The sequence below is a fragment of the Achromobacter mucicolens genome (assembly GCF_029866465.1).
In the GTDB taxonomy this organism is placed as follows: domain Bacteria; phylum Pseudomonadota; class Gammaproteobacteria; order Burkholderiales; family Burkholderiaceae_B; genus Achromobacter; species Achromobacter mucicolens.
On record NZ_CP123364.1, the window covers coordinates 62,803 to 84,917 of the forward strand.

At 64.3% G+C, this 22,115-nt stretch carries 23 protein-coding genes; 9 read left to right on the forward strand and 14 right to left on the reverse strand.

The genetic code is table 11. The features are described from left to right. The first annotated feature begins 45 nt into the window (after positions 1 to 45). Entirely contained in the window at positions 46 to 2,670 is a 2,625-nt protein-coding gene (locus QEP15_RS00300; protein ID WP_152383076.1) for a GDYXXLXY domain-containing protein, read from the forward strand. A gap of 60 nt (positions 2,671 to 2,730) precedes the next feature. On the opposite strand, the gene gluQRS is transcribed toward QEP15_RS00300, so the two are convergent. From gluQRS to QEP15_RS00320, 4 genes are all read right to left on the reverse strand, one after another. After that, positions 2,731 to 3,609, reverse strand: a complete 879-nt coding sequence (gene gluQRS, locus QEP15_RS00305; protein WP_152383077.1) for a tRNA glutamyl-Q(34) synthetase GluQRS — start codon at positions 3,607 to 3,609, stop codon at positions 2,731 to 2,733. Positions 3,610 to 3,695: 86 nt separating this feature from the next. Continuing rightward, positions 3,696 to 4,154, reverse strand: coding sequence for a Smg family protein (locus QEP15_RS00310; RefSeq protein ID WP_056327700.1), 459 nt, complete (start codon positions 4,152 to 4,154; stop codon positions 3,696 to 3,698). Between the two features lie 248 nt (positions 4,155 to 4,402). Next, on the reverse strand, positions 4,403 to 6,427 hold the full coding sequence (locus QEP15_RS00315; RefSeq protein ID WP_152383078.1) for a TRAP transporter permease: 2,025 nt from the start codon (positions 6,425 to 6,427) through the stop codon (positions 4,403 to 4,405). Positions 6,428 to 6,669: 242 nt separating this feature from the next. Further along, on the reverse strand, positions 6,670 to 7,632 hold the full coding sequence (locus QEP15_RS00320; protein ID WP_152383079.1) for a TAXI family TRAP transporter solute-binding subunit: 963 nt from the start codon (positions 7,630 to 7,632) through the stop codon (positions 6,670 to 6,672). Positions 7,633 to 7,896: 264 nt separating this feature from the next. On the opposite strand from QEP15_RS00320, the gene QEP15_RS00325 reads away from it, so the two are divergent. Continuing rightward, positions 7,897 to 9,036 (forward strand): DSD1 family PLP-dependent enzyme, encoded by a 1,140-nt coding sequence (locus QEP15_RS00325; protein WP_280148282.1) that lies wholly within the window; start codon positions 7,897 to 7,899, stop codon positions 9,034 to 9,036. Between the two features lie 148 nt (positions 9,037 to 9,184). Here the strand turns inward: QEP15_RS00325 and QEP15_RS00330 are convergent, their stop codons facing one another. From QEP15_RS00330 to QEP15_RS00375, 10 genes are all read right to left on the reverse strand, one after another. Beyond that, a complete protein-coding gene (locus QEP15_RS00330; protein WP_056327784.1) occupies positions 9,185 to 9,313 on the reverse strand; it encodes an entericidin A/B family lipoprotein in 129 nt (42 codons plus the stop codon). 58 nt (positions 9,314 to 9,371) lie between these two features. Further along, a complete protein-coding gene (locus tag QEP15_RS00335; RefSeq protein WP_063954200.1) occupies positions 9,372 to 9,554 on the reverse strand; it encodes a CsbD family protein in 183 nt (60 codons plus the stop codon). Between the two features lie 242 nt (positions 9,555 to 9,796). Continuing rightward, complete coding sequence (locus QEP15_RS00340) at positions 9,797 to 10,534, reverse strand: amino acid ABC transporter ATP-binding protein (RefSeq protein WP_142052026.1); 738 nt, start codon at positions 10,532 to 10,534, stop codon at positions 9,797 to 9,799. Next, positions 10,515 to 11,171, reverse strand: a complete 657-nt coding sequence (locus tag QEP15_RS00345; RefSeq protein WP_253854297.1) for an amino acid ABC transporter permease — start codon at positions 11,169 to 11,171, stop codon at positions 10,515 to 10,517. The genes QEP15_RS00340 and QEP15_RS00345 overlap by 20 nt, the downstream gene beginning before the upstream one ends. Further along, complete coding sequence (locus tag QEP15_RS00350) at positions 11,168 to 11,836, reverse strand: amino acid ABC transporter permease (RefSeq protein ID WP_280148283.1); 669 nt, start codon at positions 11,834 to 11,836, stop codon at positions 11,168 to 11,170. Before QEP15_RS00350 ends, QEP15_RS00345 begins: the two co-directional genes overlap by 4 nt. Before the next feature lie 16 nt (positions 11,837 to 11,852). Continuing rightward, the gene (locus QEP15_RS00355) at positions 11,853 to 12,635 is read right to left on the reverse strand and encodes a transporter substrate-binding domain-containing protein (RefSeq protein WP_152383082.1); all 783 of its coding nucleotides are present in this window, start codon (positions 12,633 to 12,635) and stop codon (positions 11,853 to 11,855) included. A 200-nt stretch (positions 12,636 to 12,835) separates the two neighbouring features. After that, entirely contained in the window at positions 12,836 to 13,741 is a 906-nt protein-coding gene (locus QEP15_RS00360) for a LysR family transcriptional regulator (protein WP_056327709.1), read from the reverse strand. A gap of 118 nt (positions 13,742 to 13,859) precedes the next feature. Continuing rightward, on the reverse strand, positions 13,860 to 14,123 hold the full coding sequence (locus QEP15_RS00365) for a hypothetical protein (RefSeq protein ID WP_056327710.1): 264 nt from the start codon (positions 14,121 to 14,123) through the stop codon (positions 13,860 to 13,862). 22 nt (positions 14,124 to 14,145) lie between these two features. After that, on the reverse strand, positions 14,146 to 14,919 hold the full coding sequence (locus QEP15_RS00370; protein ID WP_279991297.1) for an SDR family oxidoreductase: 774 nt from the start codon (positions 14,917 to 14,919) through the stop codon (positions 14,146 to 14,148). Between the two features lie 207 nt (positions 14,920 to 15,126). Then, a complete protein-coding gene (locus QEP15_RS00375) occupies positions 15,127 to 16,092 on the reverse strand; it encodes a Bug family tripartite tricarboxylate transporter substrate binding protein (protein WP_280148284.1) in 966 nt (321 codons plus the stop codon). 228 nt (positions 16,093 to 16,320) lie between these two features. Between QEP15_RS00375 and QEP15_RS00380 the strand changes: the two genes are divergently transcribed. The 7 genes from QEP15_RS00380 to QEP15_RS00410 all read left to right on the forward strand — a co-directional run bounded on the left by QEP15_RS00380 (position 16,321) and on the right by QEP15_RS00410 (position 21,515). Continuing rightward, the gene (locus QEP15_RS00380) at positions 16,321 to 17,514 is read left to right on the forward strand and encodes an acetylornithine transaminase (RefSeq protein ID WP_218342422.1); all 1,194 of its coding nucleotides are present in this window, start codon (positions 16,321 to 16,323) and stop codon (positions 17,512 to 17,514) included. 118 nt (positions 17,515 to 17,632) lie between these two features. Continuing rightward, entirely contained in the window at positions 17,633 to 18,658 is a 1,026-nt protein-coding gene (locus tag QEP15_RS00385) for an IS110 family RNA-guided transposase (protein WP_142049788.1), read from the forward strand. A 328-nt stretch (positions 18,659 to 18,986) separates the two neighbouring features. Continuing rightward, complete coding sequence (locus QEP15_RS00390; RefSeq protein WP_280148285.1) at positions 18,987 to 19,313, forward strand: hypothetical protein; 327 nt, start codon at positions 18,987 to 18,989, stop codon at positions 19,311 to 19,313. A gap of 51 nt (positions 19,314 to 19,364) precedes the next feature. Next, positions 19,365 to 19,985: a class I SAM-dependent DNA methyltransferase gene (locus tag QEP15_RS00395; protein ID WP_280148286.1), complete on the forward strand. Its 621-nt coding sequence runs from the start codon at positions 19,365 to 19,367 to the stop codon at positions 19,983 to 19,985. A gap of 125 nt (positions 19,986 to 20,110) precedes the next feature. Then, positions 20,111 to 20,593, forward strand: a complete 483-nt coding sequence (locus QEP15_RS00400; protein ID WP_280148287.1) for a type II toxin-antitoxin system RelE/ParE family toxin — start codon at positions 20,111 to 20,113, stop codon at positions 20,591 to 20,593. Continuing rightward, positions 20,590 to 20,904, forward strand: coding sequence for a helix-turn-helix domain-containing protein (locus QEP15_RS00405; RefSeq protein WP_280148288.1), 315 nt, complete (start codon positions 20,590 to 20,592; stop codon positions 20,902 to 20,904). The genes QEP15_RS00400 and QEP15_RS00405 overlap by 4 nt, the downstream gene beginning before the upstream one ends. Before the next feature lie 251 nt (positions 20,905 to 21,155). Beyond that, positions 21,156 to 21,515 (forward strand): hypothetical protein, encoded by a 360-nt coding sequence (locus QEP15_RS00410; RefSeq protein ID WP_280148289.1) that lies wholly within the window; start codon positions 21,156 to 21,158, stop codon positions 21,513 to 21,515. The last annotated feature ends 600 nt before the right edge of the window (positions 21,516 to 22,115 follow it).

The window sequence follows — 22,115 nt, forward strand, 5'->3', positions numbered from 1 at the left end:
AGTCCCGCCGTATCAGCGCGGATAATAAGATCGGAGATTCGCCAGATGCAAGTCGGCACTGAAAGGCAAGCGGGATCCGAACTGCACGCTTGGCGTCAATTTTTGGCGCGAAGCACCTTGTGGCTAGGCGTTTTGCTGCTGGGCAGCGCTGCCGTCTGCTGGGTTGCCGCCAACTGGCAGGACATGACAAAAATGCAGCGCTTTGCCGGGTTGCAGGGCCTGTTGGCCGTCTGCGCGCTGGCCGCCGCGTGGTCCGGATTGCGCTTGCGCGCCCGGCCCGGCGTGCGGCGCAGCATCCCTGGCGCGCTGCTGGCATTGGCCGGCATTTTGCTGGGCGCCCTGCTCGCCCTATTAGGACAAACTTACCAGACGGGCGCCGATACCTGGGAACTGTTCGCGTGGTGGGCAGTGTTGCTCTTGCCCTGGGCGCTTGCCGCGGGCAGCCAGGCCGTGTGGTTGTTGTGGGCGCTGGTGCTCAATCTTGCGGTCGCGCTGTGGCTGGGCGAACGCGTCTTCACGTGGATGATGATCTTCGGCGGTCCGGGCCTGCCCAGCCTGGTCATGGCCGCATTGAACCTCGTCTTGCTCTTCGGCTGGGAAATGGCCGCGCGACGCTGGCGCGCCAGCACCGTCTTCGGGCCGCGCATCCTGGCTGCCATCGCGATCAGCGTGCTGGTCCTGGCCCTTATGTTCGGCGATTTCATCGTCGACGGCCTGGGCACCTACAACGGCGTCGCCTGGGTTGCCGCCACGCTGGGGCTCGGTCTTTACTATCAGCGCGGCCGGCGCGACCTCGTCATCCTGGCCATGCTGGCCGCCGGCGTCATCTGCGTGTCGCTGCGCGTGGTGGGCGAGTGGCTGTGGCGGCTGGAGCCCGGCGCGTGGGCAGCGCTGCCGCTGGCCGCCTTGCTGATGGCCGAGGCCGTCGTGGCCGCCCGCTGGCTGCGCGGCCTGAGCAACGAAGCGCCCGTCCCCGTGCCGGCCGCGGACGCGGAACCGGCCGGCGCCTCGGCAGGCAATGCCGTCGATCCCGCCGAATCCAGCGCGCCCGTGGCCCAGTTGGCGCCCGCTGCCGTGCCGCGCGCCGAACCGCCCTGGTACGTGCAATGCCTGCTGGGCCTGTCCGCGTGGCTGGCCACCCTGCTCCTTTTGCTGTTCGTCGCGTTCTCCAACCTGATCACCACCGAAAGCGGCGCGCTGGTCGCCGGCCTCGTGCTCTGCGCCGTGGGCGTGGCGGTGCTGCGCAGCGATGCCGGTCCGTTCTGGCGGCAGTGCGGCACGGCCATGGCTTTCACTGGACAGATCCTCATCATTTTCGGACTGTCCAGTTCGACCTCGTTCGCCAGTGCAAGCTTCTTCGTGCTGCTGATGGCGGCCGCGGTTTATGCGCTGGGTCCCGACGTGATCCTGCGCTTTCTGAGCGGCCTGTTGATCGCGCTGGCCAGCGCCGGCCTGATCTGGCGCGGCCTGTCGCCCGACCTCATGCGGGAAGACCTGATGGACGCCTGGATCCGTTTCGACGCGACCCGGGCCACCTTCCTGTGGCTACCCATCGGCGTCATCGGCGCATGGGCCACCGCCGTCATCTTCACCGTCAGCCACCGCGTGGGCGCGCGGCGCGGCCATGCGCTGCAGCCGCTGGCGTGGGCGTTCCTGCTGTCCGTGCAGGGCATGGTCTGGCTTGCAAGCGGCATTGCCGTCACCGAACTGCCCGCGATCTGGCAGCTTGCGCCGCGCACCGCTGCCCTGGTCGTCGCGGGCGCGCTCTTGCCGGTGGCCGCCGCGCTGGCCGTGCTGTGGCCGCGACGCCGCCTCCTGACCGGCGGCGTCACCTGGGGCGTGCCGATCGGCCTGTTGCTGCTGGCGCTGTTCTGGCTGCCCAGTCCGGGCGTCGGCTTCGCGCTGGCGTGGCTGCTGCTGGGATTTGGCCTGAACCAGCCGCGCGTCATGATCTTCGGCGCCGCCAGCCTGTTGGCGTACCTGGGCGTCTATTACTACCAATTGGAGCTGCCGCTGCTGCAAAAGGCGCTGTGGCTGAGCGGCGCGGCGGTGGTGCTGTTCGTGCTGCGCGCCGCGGTCTGGCTGGTGCCACGCCTGATGCGCACGCAGGCCCCGGTTCAAGCGCGTCCCCTGCCGCCGGTATCCCCGGCCCTGCGCTGGCGCACAGCGGGCATCCTGGGCGGCCTGGCGCTGGTGCTGGTCGCGGCCAACGTCGGCATCTGGGAGCGCGAAAAACTCCTGTCGTCGGGCAAGGTCGTCATCCTGGAGCTGGTGCCGGTCGATCCGCGCTCCCTCATGCAGGGCGACTACATGGCCTTGAATTTTGCGGCCGGACGCGAGGTGACGCGCCTGCGGCTGGGCGGCAACCAGAACGACGCCGAAAGCGTCATGGGCTACGAGCCGGACGGCTACGTGATGCTGACGCCGGATTCGCGCGGTGTGGCGCAGGCGGTGCGGATCCAGTCCGACGTGCACCCGCATGCCGAAACCGAAGTGCCGCTGCGCTATCGGGTCCGTGGCAATGGTGTGCGCATCGTGACCAATGCGTTCTTCTTCCCGGAAGGCGAAGCAGCGCGTTACGAGGTCGCGCGTTTCGGCGAACTGCGCGTGGCCGACGATGGCGAAGCGTTGCTGGTGCGGATGCTGGGGGCAGACTTGCAGCCGCTGTGAGCGGTTGCAGGGCCTTCAGGGATCAGCCGGCAGGCAACGCGCGCGGCAGTGCGGGCGGCGTCAGCCCGGAAACCGTGCTGCCCAGCGCGCCGTGGCGTCCTGCAGGAATGACGTCACGCCCGTGGCGGCCACCGGCGCAAAGCCCAACGCCGCCCACGCGGCCTGCAAGGCCGGCAGCGGCGCGCGGGTATCCACCGCGGGGGCGCCATTCTGCTTGGACAGCTTAAGCCCGCTGGCCGGGTCCAGGATCAACGGCACGTGCAGGTAGCGCAGCGGCGGCAGGCCCAACAGGCGGCCCAGCACGCGCTGGCGCGCCGTGGAACTGAGCAGGTCGGCCCCGCGCACCACGTCCGTCACGCCCTTCGCGGCGTCGTCCACCACCACCGCCAATTGGTACGCCCATAGCCCGTCCGCCCGCCGCAGGGCGAAATCCCCCACCGCCTGCGCCACATCCTGCTCCTGCGGGCCAAGCCAACGGTCCTCGAAGCGTTCCACGCCGTCCGGCACGCGCAGCCGCCAGGCGCGGGCTTCGCGCCCCGCCGGCAGGCCGTGGCGGCACGTGCCGGGGTAGGGTCTTTCGCCATCGGCGCCGGGCGCGGTCTGGCCCCGCAGCGCCGAATCCGCGATTTCTCGGCGCGTGCAGCCGCACCCATAGATCAGGCCCTGAGCGGCAAGCGCGTCAAACGCCGCCTGGTAGGCTGCATTGCGGCGCGACTGCCAGACGATGTCGCCGTCCCAGACCAGTCCCAGCGCCTGCAACTGGCCCATGATGACGTCCGCCGCGCCCGCCACCGTGCGGGGCGTGTCCACGTCCTCGATGCGCAGCAGCCAGCGCCCGCCCTGCGCGCGCGCGTCCAGCCAGCTGGCCAGCGCGGTCGCCAGCGAGCCCGCATGCAGCGGGCCGCTGGGGCTGGGGGCAAAGCGGCCGACGTAGGTCACGGGGACGGAATAAAAAGCTCAAGCCCGCGCGGCCAGGCGCGCGGGCTGAAGGGTTGAATCAGGGTGTGCGGGACGGGGACGCGCGCTCAATGCAGCAAGCGGCCGCCTTCTTCGTCGAGCAGCTCTTCGAGGACCAGATTGTCGATCTCGGCTTCCTGGCTCCAGAGAACCATGAGGGCAATGATCTTGATCTTGGAGAGCGGCACGGGCGTTTCCGGCGAGGCCAGGCCCCGGTCGATCACGATTTCGCGCAGGGGCGCGGGCAACACGCCAGCCGATTCCAGGAAGGCGATGAAGCCAATGGACTCGGTGCCGAGCTGTTGGTATTCGTTCTCGGTGTAGATCCGGGTGCCGGACGAGGGCGCCTGTGCCAGATCGACGCACCGTTCGGTGGTCTCGGCCAGGCCGTACAGCCACCCGAGCGCGTCGTCGATGTCCTCGTGCTCGAAACCGGCAGCGGCAAGCCGCTTGGCGAGCACATCGGCAGCAGGACAGGCCTGAGGCGTGTAGTAATTCTCGAACAGATAGACCAGGATATCGAACATATGGCGCAGTTTGTGCCTGTTTGCACAGTCGGCCCGCATATCGGCAGACCAGCAAACATGAATTTTACTTTACGCCGATTTAATTTGCCGGGCAACCGGGGAAAAGGCGGATGTTGTAGGACGTCACCATGCGCCCAAGACCGCCCATTTTGCGCCCAAATGCTGACAAAATGGCTGATTCAGCAAAAAGGGGCGGGCCCGATTTGGTCCGCCCCTTTTTTCATGGCGCCGCCTGCGCGGCGCGTACGTCATGCCGACTTCGGCGCATTCTCCAGTTTCAGTTCGGCCAGCTGCCGGATGAATACCGGAATGCAAATCGCCAGTCCGATCAGGCCGGTGACGATGCCCGGCAGAATGGTCAGCAACGCGCCGATCGTGCACAGCCAGCGCTCCCAGCTCTTCATGGCGACCAGCATGTAGCGCGAGAAGGCGGCCGACAGCAGCACCAGCCCGACCATGCAGCCGAACAGGGTCACGAAGAAGTCGTACCAGGTGAACCCCTGCACCGAGATCAGCAGCGACGGCGAAAACACAAACACGAAGGGCACGATGAGCTTGGTGATGCCCAGCCTGAACGCCGTGTTGCCGGTCTTGAAGGGATCGCTGCCCGCCATGCCCGCCGCCGCATACGCGGCCAGCGCCACCGGAGGCGTGATGTCGGCCAGGATGCCGAAATAGAACACGAAGAAGTGCGCCGCGATGGGTTGCACGCCCAACTGCACCAGCGTGGGCGCGGCAACCGCGACCATGATGAGGTAGTTGGCGGTGGTAGGGATGCCGCAGCCCATCAGGATGCAGACGATGCCCGTCATGATCAGCGCCGCAACCAGCGTCAGCGTCTGCATATTGGCGATGGCTTCGGGGATCACCGTGGCCGCACCGCCTGCAATGGCTTGGGCTGCCGAGATCACGATGTAAGAGATCTTGAAGCCCACGCCCGTCAGGGTCACCACGCCGATCACGATGCCGACCGTCCCGGCCGCGGCACCCACGGCCAGCGCGTACTTGGCGCCCGTCTCGAAGGCTTCGTACAGGTCGCGCAAGCGCAGGCGCTGGAACGGATTCAACAGACCCACCACGATGCAGCCCGTGATGCCCGCGAAAGCGGCCAGGTAAGGCGTGCGTCCGCTGGCCAGCACGCCGATCAGCAGCACCAGCGGAATCAGCGTCGGCCAGCGCATCTTGAACGACTGCTTGAGCTTGGGCATTTCCTCGGGGGTCAGGCCGCGCAGCCCTTCACGCTTGGCCTCGAAGTGCACCTGCATGAACATGCCGAAGAAATACAGGAAGGCCGGGAAGATGCCCGCGATCGCGATCTGCTGGTACGGGATGCCCAGGAACTCGATCATCAGGAAGGCTGCCGCGCCCATGATCGGGGGCGTGATCTGGCCGCCCGTGCTGCTGGCCGCTTCGACGCCTGCCGCGAAGTGGCGCGGATAGCCGATGCGGATCATCGCGGGAATGGTCAGCGAGCCCACGGTGACCGCGTTTGCGACCGAGGAGCCGGACAGCATGCCGAACATGGCCGAGCCAAACACCGACACCTTCGCGGGGCCGCCCGCATAGCGTCCCGCAACCGTGGACGCCACATCCAGGAACAGTTGGCCCAGGCCGATGCGGGTGGCCAGCACGCCGAACAGCACGAAATGGAACACATAGGTCGCCACCACGCCCACCGCCACCCCGTACACGCCCTGACTCGTCAGGTACATGTGGTTCACGATCTGGGACCAGGTATTGCCTGCGTGCTGCAGCAGACCGGGGAAGTACGGACCAAACATGGCATAGGCCATGAACACGATCGCGATGATCGGCAGCGGCCATCCCATTGCCCGGCGCGTGGCCTCCAGCAGGCCGATCAGCAGGATCGAGCCCATGAAGACGTCGATCGGCAGGGGGTTGCCGACGCGGAACGCCAGGTCTTCAAAGATGTACGGGATATACAGTACCGACAGCGCCAGCGCGACGGCGATGATCCAGTCGTACAAGGGAATGCCGCCCGGCGCGTACCACGTCGACTTGGGCTCGCGCTGGTAATGCGACTTGGAAAAGCCGAACACCAGGAAGATCAGGCTGAGCACGAAGGCCAGATGCACGCCGCGGTGCGTGGCTTCGCGCAGCAGCCCGAAGCCGGCGGTGTAGTAGTGAAAGATCGACAGCGTGACCAGAAGGCCCGAGACGATCCAGGTGGCGGTCTTGTCCAGCGGCCGGAAGCGGATTTCCGAGTCGTACTTCTCCGCCAGCTGCTGGGTTTTCTCGTGGTCGATTTGCATCGCGGTGATTCTCAAGATGATTCAACAAGCAGGGCCGCGCATAGGCGGCCCTGCTCAAAGGCGGCAAAGAGCCAATGCCGCCACATAAAAAAACCTGCAACGATCCGCCAACCTAGTCAAAGGCAAGCAATCGGAATAAAGAACCCCGGCCTCCCTAAAAGCGGGGCCGCGCGGATCCGGCTCCGCCGGTCCGCCACCGGCGCCCCCTGGGGGGAAAGCGCCAACGGCGCTTCGGGGGGGGCCTACTTCAATAGGCCGATTTCCTTGTAGAACTTCTCGGCGCCCGGGTGGAACGGGATGCCCGCGCCCTTGATGGCGTTGTCGCGGGTGATCAGCTTGCCCTTGGCGTGGCCGCTGTCCAGCGTCTTGCGCGTGGCATCGCTATACAGGGCCTTGGTGACGTCGTAGACCACTTGCTCGGGCAGTTTGGCCGACGTGACCATCTGCGCGTTGACCGAGATGGTCTTCACTTCGCCGACGTTCTGGTAGGTGTTGGCCGCAATGGTGTCGGGCGTGAAGAACTCTTGCTTGGCGCGCAGCGCGTCGATCTCGGGGCCGACCAGCGGCACGATCTCGATCCCGGCGCCGCTGGAGGCCAGTTCCGCGATGGCGCCGGCAGGCGCGCCGCCCACGAAGAAGAACGCGTCCAGACCGCCGTCCTTGAGCTTGTCGCCGGCCTGGTTGGGCTTGAGGTATTCGGCCTTGATGTCCTTGTCGGTCATGCCGTACGCGCCCAGGATCAGGCGCACGTCCACCAGGGTGCCGGAGCCCGGCTCGTCCATGGACACGCGCTTGCCCTTCAGGTCCGCCACGCTCTTGATGCCCGCGCCCTTGCGCGTCACCAGGTGGATGCTTTCCGGGTACAGGGTGGCGATCAGGCGCAGGTCCTGGGCCTTGGGCTTGCCTTCAAACGTGCCGGTGCCGGTGTAGGCCCAGTAGGCCACGTCCGACTGCGTGAAACCGGCCTCGAACGAGCCGCCCATGATGCCGTTGATGTTGGCCACGGAGCCATTGGAAGCGACGGCGGTGGCCACCAGCTTGCCGGGCTGCGACACGGCATTGGCGATGATGCCGCCGATCGGGTAGTACGTGCCGGCCGTGCCGCCCGTGCCAATGCGGAAGAACTGCTGGGCCTGCGCGGTGCCGGTGGCGCCCACGGCGGCGACCGCGACGGTCAGGGCGGTGATCCAATGCTTGAGTTTCATGCGAGCTTCTCCAATACGAAATGACAAATATGTCGAGTGACGTGGGTCGTCTTGTCATCGCCGGCGCGGCGTGGTCGCCTGCCGGAAATGGGCCTCCCCTTGGGGGCCGTTTTCATGATGAAATTCTGTCATGCCGCCCTCTGGTAGCCAATGGTTACGGGGCTATCGTTTACCTGGGGGTGCATTGCCCCTTTGGTTATGGGTGGTCCCGCTTTGGTTATGCGTGCGCAACCCCTCAAGCAGTCAGACTACGGAGTCATCAGGATGTCCCAGGAAGTCATACGCGGCATTGCGCTGCCCCCGCCCGCACAGCCAGGCGATCCGCTGGCCCGCGTCGACACGCCCAGCCTGGTGCTGGACCTGGCGCCTTTTGAAGCCAACCTGCGCGCGATGCAGGCCTGGGCCGACCGCCACGACGTCGCCCTGCGCCCGCACGCCAAGGCGCACAAATGTCCGGAAATCGCATTGCGGCAGCTGGCGCTGGGCGCGCGCGGCATCTGCTGCCAGAAGGTCAGCGAAGCCCTGCCCTTTGTGGCCGCCGGCATCCAGGACATCCACATCAGCAACGAAGTCGTCGGTCCGGCCAAGCTGGCGCTGCTGGGTCAGCTGGCGCGCGTGGCAAAGATCAGCGTCTGCGTGGACAACGCGCACAACCTGTTGCAGGTCTCGCAGGCCATGGTGCAGGCGGGCGCCCAGATCGACGTGCTGGTGGAAGTGGACGTCGGCCAGGGCCGCTGCGGGGTGTCCGACGACGCCCTCGTGCTGGCGCTGGCGCAGCAGGCGCGCGACCTGCCCGGCCTGAACTTTTCTGGCCTGCAGGCCTATCACGGGTCGGTACAGCATTACCGCACGCGCGAGGAGCGCGCCGAGGTCTGCCGCCAAGCGGCGCGCATCGCGGCGTCCTACGCGCAACTGCTGCGCGAGAGCGGCATCGCCTGCGACACCATCACCGGCGGCGGCACGGGCAGCGCCGAGTTCGATGCGGCCAGCGGCGTCTATACCGAATTGCAGGCCGGCTCGTACGCTTTCATGGACGGCGACTATGGCGCAAATGAATGGGACGGCCCCCTGGCGTTTGAAAACAGCCTGTTCGTGCTGGCCACGGTCATGAGCAAGCCAGCGCCCGACCGGGTGATCCTGGACGCGGGGCTCAAGTCCACTACTGCGGAATGCGGCCCGCCCGCCATCTTCGGCGAACCCGGGCTGACATACACCGCCATCAATGATGAGCACGGCGTCGTGCGCGTGGAACCGGGGGCGCAGGCGCCCGACCTGGGCGCGGTGCTGCGCCTGGTGCCATCGCACGTGGACCCCACGTTCAACCTGCATGACGGGCTGGTGGTGGTGCGCGATGGCGTGGTGGAAGATATCTGGGAAATCTCGGCGCGCGGCTTCTCGCGCTAATAAGTCCTTCTGAGGGCCGGCCAGCCGGCGCGGTGCACGGTCACGATCGACCGTTCACCCCTCACGCCCTCGTATCCCGCGTTTCGTAAGAACGAAAAAAGGCCGGCGCGCCGTCACGCGCCGACCTTTGGATACAGCCTGCAAGCGCCTACTTGGCCTGCTGCTGGATCTTTTCCCCGCCCCTTTCAATGTCTTTGCCGGCACCTTCCATCGTGTTGCAACCGGCGGTCACGGCGGTAATCGCGAGCATCAGTGCAAGCCAAATACGGTGGGTCATTTTCTTCTCCTTCGGGCGATCATTGGACGTTGCGGGTCATGCCGAATGGCAGCCGCAATTACTTGTCCAGCAAGTCCCGTGCCTGATCCTTCGCTTCTCCCACATTGCGCTGCACTTTACCTTCGGCTTTCTCCACTTTTCCTTCGGCTTCGGTGCGGGTGTTGCCCGTTACCTTGCCAGCTGTTTCCTTGATCGCGCCCTTCACTTCCTTGGCGGCGCCCTTGATGCGGTCCTTGTCCATGTCATCGATCCTCAGGTTTCAGGTGGGGTGAAACCGCGCCGGGGAAACCCGGAGTCCGGCGGCGGACAAGTCCAATATAGGAATCGCGCCGCACCCGCGATAGAGGCATGCGCACCAGGACAGGTGGTGCATTTTTACTTTCCGGTGCGCGCAAAAGGGAGTACGTGAACGGCCCGACACCGCATGCAAACGGGGGGCGGAACATTCGGGTCAGCCCGCCGTCCTGATTGATACGGCCAAGCTCACGCCGCCAGATTCGTCATCCCCAGGAACTGCCGCAATTCCGGCGTGGCCGGCGCCGTGAAAAGTTGCTCCGGCGGACCGATCTCGTGCACGCGCCCCTGGTGCATGAACACCACGCGATCACAGACCTCGCGCGCAAAGCGCATTTCGTGCGTCACCATCAGCAGCGTCATGCCGTCGGCAGCCAGCTCGCGCACGACCGCCAGCACCTCATTGACCAGCTCCGGGTCCAGCGCCGACGTGATCTCGTCGCACAACAGCGCCAGCGGCTGCATCGCCAGCGCACGGGCAATCGCCACGCGCTGCTGCTGGCCGCCGGACAGTTCGTCCGGCCAGGCGTCGAACTTGTGGGCCAGGCCCACGCGGGTCAGCATGGCCCGGGCCATGTCCTCGGCCTCGCGCTCGGGCACGCGCTTGGCCACCATGGGCGACAGCATCACGTTGCGCCCCACGGTCAGGTGCGGAAACAGGTTGAACTGCTGAAAAATCATCCCGACCTTCAGCCGCAGCGCGCGCAGCCGCAGCTCGTCATCGCCCAACTGCGCATCGGCCACCATGATCGCGCCGCCGTCGATCTGCTCCAGCCCGTTGATGCAACGCAGCAGCGTGCTCTTGCCCGAGCCGCTCTTGCCGATGATGGCAATGACCTCGCCGGGGTCGACGCGCAAGGTCACGCCTTTCAGGACTTCGTTGTCGCCGAACCGTTTGCGGACGTCTTCAAGGGCGATGAGGGGCATGCAACTTCCTTTCCAGCCGGAGGCTTAGGCGCGACAGGGGCCAGCACAGCGCAAAGTAGATCAGCGCGGCGCAGGCATAGACAGTGAAGGGACTGAAGGTGGCGTTGGTGATCACGGTGGCCGCCTTCGACAGTTCCGTGAAGCCGATGATGGAGGTCAGCGCCGTGCTCTTGACGATCTGCACCGCAAAGCCCACGGTCGGCGCGACCGCAATGCGCAGCGCCTGCGGCAGCACCACGTAGCGCATCTGCTGCACGTAGCCCAGCGCCAGGCTGGCCGACGCCTCCCACTGTCCCTTCGGCACGGCTTCCACGCAGCCGCGCCAGATCTCCGCCAGGAACGCGCCCGACCACAGCGTCAGCGCCGCGCCGGCGGCCAGCCACGGCGGCACCTCCACGCCGATCAGCGACAGCCCGAAAAACGCCAGGAACAGCTGCATCAGGAGCGGCGTGCCCTGAAAGAGTTCGATGTACGCCCAGCTGATGCGGCGCATCGCCGCCACGCGCGACGTGCGCATCATCAGCGCCAGCAAACCCATCAGCGCCCCGCCCGCAAAGGCCGCCAGCGACAGCACGAGGGTCCAGCGCGCCGCCAGCAGCAGGTTGCGCACGATGTCCCAGGTCGAGAACTCGATCATCTTGCCGCCTTGCGAAGAAGCCGCCGTCCGGTCAGGCGCAGCACCTGGCGCAGCAGCACCGCCAGCACCAGATAGATCCCGGTCGTCACGAAATACACCTCGAACGCCCGAAAGTTGCGCGACTGGATGAAGTTCGCGGCAAAGGTCAGGTCCTCGGCCGCGATCTGCGAACACACCGCTGACCCCAGCATCACGATTACGATCTGCGAAGACAGCGCCGGCCAGATGCGCATCAGCGCCGGCTTGAGCACCACGTGCCGGAACACCTGCAGGCGCGACAGCGCCAGGCTGGCGCCGGCCTCGTACTGCCCGCGCGGCGTGGCGTCGATCCCGGCGCGGATGATCTCGGCGCTGTAGGCGCCCAGGTTCAGCGCCATCGCCAGGCACGCCGCCTGCATCTCGCCCAGCTGGATGCCCAGCGACGGCAGGCCAAAAAACACGAAAAAGAGCTGGATCAGGAACGGCGTGTTCCGGATCAGCTCGATATAGGCGGTGACCGGCGCACGCAGCCACGCCGGGCCCTGCGTGCGCACCCACGCGCAGGCGATGCCCAGGGCCACGCCCGCCACCGCGCCGAACGCGATCAGTTCGATCGTGACGCCGATGCCCTTGATCAGCACCGGCGTGTACTCGAACACCGAGGAAAAGTCGTACTGGTAAGCCATGACGGCCTCGCGCAGCCTACAGATCCTTGGGCAATTCGGCGCCCAGCCACTTCTGAGAAATCGCCGACAGCGATCCGTCACGCTTGGCCGCGGCCAGGATGTCGTTCACGCGGGCGCGCAGCTTCGGTTCGTCCTTGTTCAGGCCGATGTAGCACGGCGAATTCTTGATCAGGAACTTCGTTTCCGGCTTCTTGGGCGGATTGCGCGCCAGAATCGCGGCGGCCACCACGTTGCCGGTTGCGATCATCGGCACCTGACCCGACAGAAAGGCCGTGATCGTGCCGTTGTTGTCCTCATACCGTTTGAGGGTGGCCGACGCCGGCGCAATCTTGGTCAGCTCGATGTCCTCGACCGCGCCGCGCGTCACGCCAATGGTCTTGCCCGCCAGGTCGGCGGCCGACGACACCTTCAGGTCCGCCGGGCCAAACACCCCATTGAAGAACGGCGCGTAGGCGTCCGAGAAGTCGATGGCCTTCTCGCGCTCGGCGTTCTTGCCCAGGCTGGAGATCACCAGGTCCACTTTCTTGGTCTGCAAGTACGGCACGCGGTTGGCGCTGGTCACCGGCACCAGTTCCAGCTTCACACCCAGCTGCTTGGCGATCAGCTGCGCGGTATCGATGTCATAGCCCAGCGGCTTCATGTCGGCGCCCACCGACCCAAACGGCGGAAAGTCCTGCGGCACCGCAATCTTGATGACGCCCGCCTTGACGATATCGTCCAGCGCGTCGGCGTGCGACAGGGGCGCGACCAGGATGCTGGCGGCGGCGCAAAGGGACAGCAACAGGGTTCTGCGTTTCATAAGGAACTCTCCAGGGCCCGCACTGCCCGGTCGGGTCAGCGCGTTGCACACCAAGTCGGTATACAAAGCGAGAAGATGCAAGTTCTGTGCCATGTGGGCGTCCCGGGAAGAGGGCGCGCAAGGTTCGTGCAAACGCCCCGCAATGGTGCGGCGGATGCGCCGCAGACGGGCGTATCCGCACCGCTTTGGATCGCGCGGCCTCAGGCGTCCACGTAACCTGCCATCAAACCTTCAAACCACTCCTGAAACACGGTAAGCCGCCGCGTGCGCTGGCGGCGGTGCGGATACAGCAGCGATACCGGCATCGGCGCCGCGCGCGCGGCCGGCATCACTTCCACCAGTTCGCCCGCTTCAAGCAGATGCTGCACGTCAAAACGGGGTATCTGGATCAGGCCCAGCCCCGCCAGGCAGCAGGCGATGTAGCTTTCTGCATTGTTCACCACCACCCGGCTGCGAACCGTATCCTGGCGCACGCCGCCATCGGCGGACACGGATTCCCAGGGCAGCTCGCGGCCGGTCTTCGGTGACGCATACCCCACGGCCCAGTGGCCGCCCAGTTCCTCGGGGTGCATTGGCGCGCCGTGCTCGCGCAGGTAAGCCGGACTGGCACAGTTGATCAGCGCAATGCTGCCCAGCGGCCGCACGACCAGACTGCTGTCGTGCAGCGTACCGATGCGCACCGCACAGTCCACGCCCTCCTGCACCAGGTCAATGGCGCGGTCAGTGGAACTCAACACCACCTGCAATCGCGGATGGCGGCGCAACAGGCCGGGCAATTGCGGCGCGATCAGCCGGCGCGCCACGCGGCTGGGCACATCAATGCTTAGGCGGCCCGACACCTGCCGCTCGCTCGCCTGGAACAGTTGGTCGATGTCTTCGACTTCCGTCAGCAGCGGCAACACGCGTTCCAGCAGTTGCTCGCCGTCGGCCGTCAGCCGCACCTGCCGGGTCGTGCGATGCAGCAGCCGCACGCCAAGCTGCGCTTCCAATTGCTGGATGGCGGCCGAGACGGAGGCCCGGGGCGCGTCCAGGGCATGAGCCGCCTTGATGAAACTGCCCATCTCGGCAACGTGCGCGAACACGCGATACTGGTCGAATCGGTCCATGAGCGGCCTGTGGCGATGCGGTGGGACGGGACAACGGAATTGCGCGCGCCCTCCCGTTGCCCGGGGGCGCGCGCAAGGCACCAAAAGCATAGCCGCAATCGGGGGGCGCCCAGCCGCGTCAGGCGCTGCGCCAGATCGCCAGGGCAGCCAGCGCCGCCGGCACCAGGAATACGATCGCCAGAATCGGCAGTTCCTCGCGCACGCTGTACCCGGCATGGGTGACGCCCACCCACATGTTCACCAGCGACACCACCAGCCAGACGGGAATGAAAGCCTTGGCCGCCACCGCCAGCGCTGCCGCATCGCCGCCCCACAGCTTGCCAAAGAGCAGAAACACCCCCAGCAGTACCGCGCCGCCTCCGATCACCATTGCCATATGCATGCCGCGCTCCCTGTCCTGACACCTACTTGGTCGTGTAGCCGCCGTTGATAAGGATGGTCTGCCCCGTGATCCACCAGCCGTCGCTGACCAGATGGCGGATGAAGGGCACCACGTCCTCGATATCCGTCAGCCCCGTCTTGCTGAACGGCGACAGCGCCGCCGCGGTCTTGTGATATGCCACGGCGTCGTCGCCCTCGGCCGGGTAGAAGAACGGCGTATCCATAGGCCCCGGTCCCACCGCCGTCACCGAAATCCCCCGCGCGCCAAACTCCTTGGCCGCCGCACGCGTGAAATGCTCCACCGGCGCCTTCGTGCCCGCATAGGCCGCATAGAACGGCGTGAAGGCGCCCAGCAGCGACGTCACCAGCGTGCACACCTTGCCGTTGTCATTCACGTGCCGGCCCGCCTCGCGCAGAAAGAAAAACGCCGTCTTGGAATTTACCGCCGTCATCTCGTCGTATTCAGCTTCGCTGATCTCGGTAAAGGGCTTCTTGAGCACCTTGCCCACCGTATTGATCGCAATATCCGGCCGGCCCACCGCCGCCACCGCATCGGCAAACAGCTTCTCCATTGCCGCCGCCGTCGTCAGGTCGCCCTGCAACGCCACGGCCTTTGCGCCCGCCGCCTGCACCGCCGCCACGGTCGCCTCGGCCTCTGCCTGGGATGCCGCGCTGTTGTAGTGGATCGCTACTGCGCGGGCGCCCTGCTCGGCCAGGTCGCGCGCAATCAGCCCGCCCAGATTCTTCGCCCCGCCCGCAATGATCGCGACCTTGCCCTTGATCGAATGGTCCGCCATGGAAAATCTCCTTCAGGTGTTTCGGATGTCGATGAAGCTTCGAGCTTAGGCAAGCGCCCGCGCCCGATAAACCACCTGAAGCTGGATGGATCATCCAGAAAAACCACCCAATCGCGGCGCGCGGTGTGTGCGGTGTCCAGCAACCGGCAACAAAAAAGCCGCCCCTGTTGAAGGACGGCTTGTATCGACGGCTGTCGCCAATCGCGCTCAATCCACCTGCGCGCCCGACTGCTTCACCGCCTTGCCCCACTTATCCACTTCCGCGGCAATAAACGTCCCAGTCGCCTCAGGCGTCAGCGGCATCGGCTCCGCTCCACGATCCCGGAAGAACTTCTGCATCTCCGGCGTATTCAACACCTGCCCGATCTGCTTGCTGAGCGCATTCGTAATCTCCGCAGGCGTGTCCTTCGGCGCCAGCACCGCCGCCCAGCCAATCGCCTCAAACCCCGGATAACCCGATTCCGCCACCGTCGGCACATTCGGCAGCTGCGGCAACCGCTTGGCCGTCGTCACCGCCAGCGCCACGGCCTTCTTGCTCTGCACGTGCGGCAGACCCGCCGTCACCGAGTCCACCATCAGCGGCACCTGATGCCCCAGAAAATCCGCCTGCGCCGGGCCACTGCCCTTGTACGGAATGTGGCGAATATCGATATCCGCCGCCGCCTTGAACATCTCGGCCGACAAATGCTGCGTGCCGCCAATCCCCGCGCTGGCATACGCCAGTTCGCCCGGGTTGGCGCGCGCCTGCGTCACCAGCTGCTGTAGCGACGTAATGCCCGACGCCGGCGTCGCCAGGAACATCAGCGGCACCGAGAACACGCCCGACACCGGCGCGAAATCCTTGGTCAGGCTGTAGTTGATGTTCTTATAGAGCGTCTGGTTCACCGCCGCGGCGCTGCCCGCGATCACCAGCGTGTAGCCGTCCGGCGCCGCGCGCGTGGCCTGCTCCATGCCGATATTGCTGCCCGCGCCCGCGCGGTTCTCCACCACGATCGGCTGCTTGACCGCCGCGCCCAGCTTCTCAGCCAGCGCGCGCGCAAAGATGTCAGTCGCCTGCCCCGGCGGGAACGGCACGATCAGACGGATGGGACGGTCGGGAAATTCCGCGTGGGCGGGCGTCATGGCGGCGGCCAGTGCCAGGCCGGCGGCAAGACTGGAAAGAATACGTTTCATGATTGGTCAGTAAAAAGCGACGGCGGACTGCGCGCGAGGGGCGCATCGCCTGCATAAAATAGAGCGCCCGCGCTGGCAGCCCTTATGAGGCCGGCCCGGGGCAGATCGGAGGGGTAGCGTCACGATAGCATCCCCCCGTCGGTGCTACATTTGCCTTTTCGCGCTTCCCCCGGGGAAGTTCCCCGAAATTTCCCTCATCCCCTGTCCTTACATCCCGCAGGAACCGCCATGGAATTCAGCCAGTTCAACGTCGACACCCTCATGGAGATCACCTCCCGCCCGGACCTCGTGTTCGTCAGCGGCAAGGGATCCTGGCTGGAGGATCACGCGGGCAAGCGATACCTGGACTTCGTGCAGGGCTGGGCGGTGAACACCCTGGGCCACTCCGCGCCCGAAATGCAGCGCGCGCTGGTCGAACAGTCGCAAAAGCTGATGAACCCGTCGCCGGCGTTCTACAACATCCCCTCGATCGAGCTGGCCCAGCGCCTGACCGGCGCCTCCGACTTTGACCGCGTCTTCTTCGCCAACAGCGGCGGCGAAGCCAACGAGGGCGCCATCAAGCTCGCGCGCAAGTGGGGCCAGGTCAAGAAGAACGGCGCCTACAAGATCATCACCATGAACCACGGCTTCCATGGCCGCACGCTGGCAACGATGTCCGCGTCGGGCAAGCCGGGCTGGGACAAGATGTTCGCGCCGCAGGTCGAAGGCTTCCCCAAGGCCGAACTGAACGACCTGGAATCCGTGCGCAAGCTGATCGACGACAAGACCGTCGCCATCATGCTGGAGCCCGTCCAAGGCGAAGGCGGCGTGCTGCCCGCCACCAAGGAATTCATGCAAGGCCTGCGCAAGCTGGCCGATGAAAACCAACTGCTGCTCATCGTCGACGAAGTCCAGACCGGCATGGGCCGCACTGGCAAGATGTTCGCCTACCAGCACTTTGACGTCGTCCCCGACATCATGACGCTGGCCAAGGGCATCGGCGGCGGCGTGCCGCTGGCCGCCCTGCTGGCCCGTCAGGAAGTCAGCGTGTTCCAGCACGGCGACCAAGGCGGCACCTACAACGGCAACCCCCTGACCACCGCCGTCGGCGTCGCCGTCTTCGACGCGCTGGTCGCGCCGGGCTTCATGGACGCGGTCAATGCCCGCGCCAAGCAGCTGTCCGAAGGCCTGCTGGCCATCTCGGCCAAGTACGGCATGAAGGGCGAACGCGGCATGGGCCTGCTGCGCGCGCTGGTGATGGATCGTGATGATGGTCCCGCGATTGTCGAAGCTGCGCGTAATCAGGCGCCGGAAGGTCTGCTGCTGAACGCGCCGCGCCCGAATTTGCTGCGCTTCATGCCGGCGCTGAATGTGACGGCTGAGGAAGTGGATTCGATGCTGAAGCAACTGGATGCGCTGATTGCGCAGGTGCGTAAGGCTTGATGAGGTTTAGAAAGTAGTGAATGCAGGGGCCGCGATTATGCGGCCCTAATGAGATGGTCAGCCCGATCCCCACGAAGCGGTACGCTGAGTGGGGATTGTTCTTTCTGGGAGACCTCTCATGAGCACCGTCACGCTGATTGGCATCGATCTGGGTAAGCATAGCTTCCATCTGCACGGGCAGGATTCTGCCGGCAGGATGGTGTTTCGCAAGAAGTGCTCTCGCCAGCAAGTGTTCACGTTGCTGGGTAATAGCCCGTGCAGCACGGTGGTGATGGAGGCCTGCGCAGGAGCCCATTGGATGGCGCGCCGCATCCAGGCGCTAGGCCACCAACCCAAGCTGATCTCCCCACAGTTCGTGCGCCCTTTCGTGCAGGGCAACAAGAACGACTTTGCCGATGCGCAGGCGATCTGCGAAGCCGCCTCGCGCCCGAGCATGCGGTTCGTGTGCGTGCGCAACGAGGCTCAGCAGACCGTCTCGGCGCTGCACCGCGTCCGAGAGTCGCTGGTGCGCGAGCGCACCGGCGTGATCAACCAAGTCCACGCCTTCTTGCTGGAGTTCGGCATCAGCCTGCCGCGCGGCCAGGCGATCCTGCGGCGCCTGCCAGCGGTGTTGGCCGAGCATGAGCTGCCGCCCCGACTGGCGGCATTGCTTGAACGGCTGCAGGCGCACTTCAAGTATTTGGACGAGCAGATCGGCGAAATCGAACGCGATTTGTGCCAGCAACTGCGCGAGGATGAACGCAGCCAGCGGCTTCTGGAGATCCCCGGCATCGGGCCGATCACCGCGAGCGTGCTGATGACAGAATTGGGCGATGCGCAGCAATTCGGTTCGGCCCGCCAGTTCGCCGCCTCTGTGGGTCTGGTGCCACGCCAATACAGCACTGGCGGTACGCCTAAGCTGCTGGGAATCAGCAAGCGTGGCGACAAGAATCTCAGGCGGCTGTTGGTGCAGGGCGCACGAGCGATCATGCAACGCGTAGAGCGGCGCACGGATCGGCTGGGCGTCTGGGTACGCGAGCTGCTGGCACGACGCCACTCGAACGTGGTGGCCTGCGCGCTGGCCAATAAATTGGCGAGGATAGCCTGGGCCATCCTCGCCAATGGAACGAACTACCGAAGTGAGCAGGCTGTTAGCGCAACCTGACATTCATCACCGTTTTACGCAGTCACTTCCTGGTTTTGCGACGCGAGTACGTGAAGACATAAACGGCTCAACGGCCTGGCAAGAAACCTGGTAAAAAATTTAGCACCTGGATGCTGAGGCCCTTTTGAGGTTTGCCGGGCGCGACTCTCATCATGGAGCGGGGGACCTGTCCCCAAACGACTCCGAATAGATTTGAGCAAAGCCCAATTTACGCCAACACAAACCCGCTTGCAAAAATCGGGCTGACCATAGATTGTTTTTTGGATTGATGGGATCGCGGTTGGGGTTGGGTATGCGGCCGCAGGTTTGGACACGTTAAGGGAATCGAATGGACGCGAAAGAATTTGTCGGCAACTGGAATGCGCTGCGGGGTGAGCTGTTGGAGACGTTCATGGCGGCGGATGGTGGGAGCGCGGTCGCGGCCAAGGTGCGGGGGCTGGGGTTGTCGGCGGCGCAGATTGAGGGCTTGCGTGGCGTTTTGGATCTGGCTCTGCGGGACACGATGTATTCGCTGCTGTTGGGGTTGGATGGGGCGGCGAGTATTGGCGATAGCCAGGAGCAGTTCACCATCGCCGGTGAGGATGGGGTGGTGATTGAGGATATTGAAGCGGAGGCTTGGGAGTGCTTCCATGGGGATGCGGGCGTTTGCGGGTGATTCGCTCGTTGAGGGTCTGCGTTCTTGGGTCGCCGTTACGGGAGTTTGAAGATGTCCAAGTCGCCTGCTGATGACGTGGTGTCGATCTATCGGGAGCATGCCGATGCGTTTGTGCGGTTGCGTGGGACGGAGCTGATCGAGCGCGCGTGGCTGGATGCGTTTCTGGCGCTGCTGCCGGGGGCGAGTCCGCGGGTGTTGGATATTGGGTGCGGGTTTGGGGTGCCGATTGCTCAGTATCTGATTGAGCGTGGCTGCCGGATCACGGGTGTGGATACGTCGGTGCCGTTATTGACTCGGGCGAAGGCGGCGTTTCCTGAGCATGAGTGGATTGCTGCGGATATGCGGCAGATGGCGGTCGCGGGGCTGTTCGATGGGTTGATCGCTTGGCATAGCTTTTTTCATTTATCGCCAGAGGATCAGCGGGCGATGTTTGGGGAGTTCGGGCGGTTGGCTGCGCCGGGGGCGGTGTTGATGTTTACCAGCGGGCCGGGGTTGGGTGAGGCGATTGGGGAGTTTGAAGGGAGGCCGCTGTATCACGGGAGTTTGGACGGGGAGGAGTATCGGGAGTTGTTGGGGGTGAATGGGTTTGAGGTGGTGCGGCATGTGGTGGAGGATGCCGGGTGTGGGCGGGCGACGGTGTGGTTGGCAAGACAAGCTGGGGCTAAGGCGTGACTTGCTAGCAACGTTGCGAGGTCTGGATCGGGATCAAGCAGGGGCGTGCATCAGAAACGGACGAATTGAGCGGGCAGCGCTGTTACGTCGTCTGATATTGGGTCTAAAGAATTCATCAGTGAAGCGTGGCTCGCCACAATGAGCGGCTCATCGCCGCTGCTCTGAGCCAGGGCGTGTTTCGCAGGTTGTGCGTTGCGAGCATTCAGCAGGACCAGGCGTGGCGGCCAAATTCAACGCAGTTGCTATTTATACGTAACTTACGTACATTGATGAAAGCCCTGTTCATAGAATTGCCCGCGTTCTCGCGCTATCGGGCCGAGTACCTGGATGACGACGCCTTTCTCGACCTGCAACACGCAATGATGAAGCACCCCGCAGCGGGTGACGTCATTGAAGGCACTGGGGGACTGCGCAAGCTGCGCCACGGCGATCCCCGCCGCGGCAAAGGTAAGCGCGGCGGTCTGAGAGTCATCTACTACTGGTGGGACGGCGGGTCGCAGTTTTGGCTGTTCACCCTGTTCGACAAGGACGAAATGAAGGATCTGTCCGCCAGAGCAAAACAGGCGCTCAAGGGCATGCTCGAACACGAAAGGAAGATTAGGTTATGAAGAAGCGTGACTTGTACTCGGAGATTGCCGAAGGGTTTGAGGCGCTAGCGGAGGCGCGGGAAGGCAAGCGGACGCTGCGCACGCATAAGGTTGAACTCAAGCCTGCTCCCGAAGTGACGGCAGAAGATTTGTTGGCGTTGCGTGAACGGCTGAAGTTGTCGCGGCAGGTGTTTGCGCACTATCTGCGTACCAATCCTCGGACTGTGGAGAATTGGGAGCAGGGTCGTGCAAAGCCGAATGCGCAGGCGGCGTTGTTGATTCGGCTGGTGGAGAAGTTTCCGGATACGGTGGAGCGGTTGGCGGAAGTCTAGAACGCGATTATTAGCCAAAGTCAACTTTCGGCCAAAACCGGCCGGTCGCACCACCGACACAATGCGGCAGATGCGGCCTTTCGACCATCGGATTTTTCGTTGGCCACTGACTGAGCTCTGAAAATTTCCGACTTGCCCAGACGCGACGACAGCAAATTTGCGACCGACGCTGCTTACACTTATGATGTTAAACTGTGTAACAACATTTCACGTTCGGCATCGAAATCGAAGTATTGGCAATTGGAAGAATCATGGCAATTCGAACTGAGGAAGAGCTGGGAGAGGCACTGAAGAATGATCAAGACACCATTGAAATTGAAGGTGACCTGCAAAATAAGGTATTGAGAATTAAAGCAACAGGCACGGTTGCCTGGGTGATCGCCATCGGTGCAATTGGCGTTGCCGTGGCTATCACTTTGGGTACTGGCGGGGCGGGTGCGCCAGACAGCGGTGCCGTCGGCGTAGGTGCCGTCACAGTACTTGGGCTCCCTGCCGCTTTGTCGGCGGTAAGTATCGCAGTCGCTGCTGGTGGTGTAGGCGCTCTCAACTCCTTGCGCAGGTACAAAGTTGTTTCCAATGCCGGCGGAAAGCTGGTTTTGTCTCGCGACTGAAACTGCACTCAAGCTGACCCGCCTTCTACTGGCAAATTAACTTCGCTCTCAGTAGCCGTCCCAAGCCTGTCGCCTACAGCTTCCAGCCGGTAGTAGTCGTCGTGACCGAAGCATTCATATCTCAACATCTGACCAGAGCAACAACGCATGAATAACAGGGATAGAGTCGGGGAAGTGCAAGTTGCTTGGCAGTTGTTGACGGGCACAATGCTTACAGCGGCTTCGGTCCGCCGGGTGAAAGATCTACGAGACGCGCGAATTCCGCCTGCTGTGCCAGTGAGCGCAGGGGTCTACGCTTTCTGGTGGACCGGAAGTCGGGAGCAGCTACTTCAAGCCAATCGGCATATCGTATTGAAAGGGCCAGGAGGCAAGAGTGTGGACGTGCATTATCACGACTGGTGGCCAGCGGAGGCCCCGTTCCCCTGTTTGTACGTCGGCAAAGCGACCAATTTGAGGCGCCGTTTTCGCGAGCATCTTTTGCCCGGTACGGCAGGCCGTGCACATCTAGCACTATCGGGGAACCTCAAGACAAAGCCCCGGACTTCATCTTGTCAATTGCGCTTTGGAATTGAACATATCTTCCCAGCCGAATCTAATCCG

Excerpts from the sequence above, each read along its gene's own strand:
- QEP15_RS00365 (WP_056327710.1), bottom strand. The coding sequence starts at position 14,123 with ATGCATATGGCAATGGTGATCGGAGGCGGCGCGGTACTGCTGGGGGTG.
- QEP15_RS00395 (WP_280148286.1), top strand. The coding sequence starts at position 19,365 with ATGTCCAAGTCGCCTGCTGATGACGTGGTGTCGATCTATCGGGAGCAT.
- QEP15_RS00360 (WP_056327709.1), bottom strand. The coding sequence starts at position 13,741 with ATGGACCGATTCGACCAGTATCGCGTGTTCGCGCACGTTGCCGAGATG.
- QEP15_RS00335 (WP_063954200.1), bottom strand. The coding sequence starts at position 9,554 with ATGGACAAGGACCGCATCAAGGGCGCCGCCAAGGAAGTGAAGGGCGCG.
- QEP15_RS00355 (WP_152383082.1), bottom strand. The coding sequence starts at position 12,635 with ATGAAACGCAGAACCCTGTTGCTGTCCCTTTGCGCCGCCGCCAGCATC.
- QEP15_RS00320 (WP_152383079.1), bottom strand. The coding sequence starts at position 7,632 with ATGAAACTCAAGCATTGGATCACCGCCCTGACCGTCGCGGTCGCCGCC.
- QEP15_RS00370 (WP_279991297.1), bottom strand. The coding sequence starts at position 14,919 with ATGGCGGACCATTCGATCAAGGGCAAGGTCGCGATCATTGCGGGCGGG.
- QEP15_RS00375 (WP_280148284.1), bottom strand. The coding sequence starts at position 16,092 with ATGAAACGTATTCTTTCCAGTCTTGCCGCCGGCCTGGCACTGGCCGCC.
- QEP15_RS00340 (WP_142052026.1), bottom strand. The coding sequence starts at position 10,534 with ATGCCCCTCATCGCCCTTGAAGACGTCCGCAAACGGTTCGGCGACAAC.
- QEP15_RS00350 (WP_280148283.1), bottom strand. The coding sequence starts at position 11,836 with ATGGCTTACCAGTACGACTTTTCCTCGGTGTTCGAGTACACGCCGGTG.
- QEP15_RS00315 (WP_152383078.1), bottom strand. The coding sequence starts at position 6,427 with ATGCAAATCGACCACGAGAAAACCCAGCAGCTGGCGGAGAAGTACGAC.
- QEP15_RS00330 (WP_056327784.1), bottom strand. The coding sequence starts at position 9,313 with ATGACCCACCGTATTTGGCTTGCACTGATGCTCGCGATTACCGCCGTG.
- QEP15_RS00405 (WP_280148288.1), top strand. The coding sequence starts at position 20,590 with ATGAAGAAGCGTGACTTGTACTCGGAGATTGCCGAAGGGTTTGAGGCG.
- QEP15_RS00325 (WP_280148282.1), top strand. The coding sequence starts at position 7,897 with ATGTCCCAGGAAGTCATACGCGGCATTGCGCTGCCCCCGCCCGCACAG.
- QEP15_RS00390 (WP_280148285.1), top strand. The coding sequence starts at position 18,987 with ATGGACGCGAAAGAATTTGTCGGCAACTGGAATGCGCTGCGGGGTGAG.
- QEP15_RS00410 (WP_280148289.1), top strand. The coding sequence starts at position 21,156 with ATGGCAATTCGAACTGAGGAAGAGCTGGGAGAGGCACTGAAGAATGAT.
- QEP15_RS00310 (WP_056327700.1), bottom strand. The coding sequence starts at position 4,154 with ATGTTCGATATCCTGGTCTATCTGTTCGAGAATTACTACACGCCTCAG.
- QEP15_RS00380 (WP_218342422.1), top strand. The coding sequence starts at position 16,321 with ATGGAATTCAGCCAGTTCAACGTCGACACCCTCATGGAGATCACCTCC.
- QEP15_RS00300 (WP_152383076.1), top strand. The coding sequence starts at position 46 with ATGCAAGTCGGCACTGAAAGGCAAGCGGGATCCGAACTGCACGCTTGG.
- QEP15_RS00345 (WP_253854297.1), bottom strand. The coding sequence starts at position 11,171 with ATGATCGAGTTCTCGACCTGGGACATCGTGCGCAACCTGCTGCTGGCG.
- QEP15_RS00385 (WP_142049788.1), top strand. The coding sequence starts at position 17,633 with ATGAGCACCGTCACGCTGATTGGCATCGATCTGGGTAAGCATAGCTTC.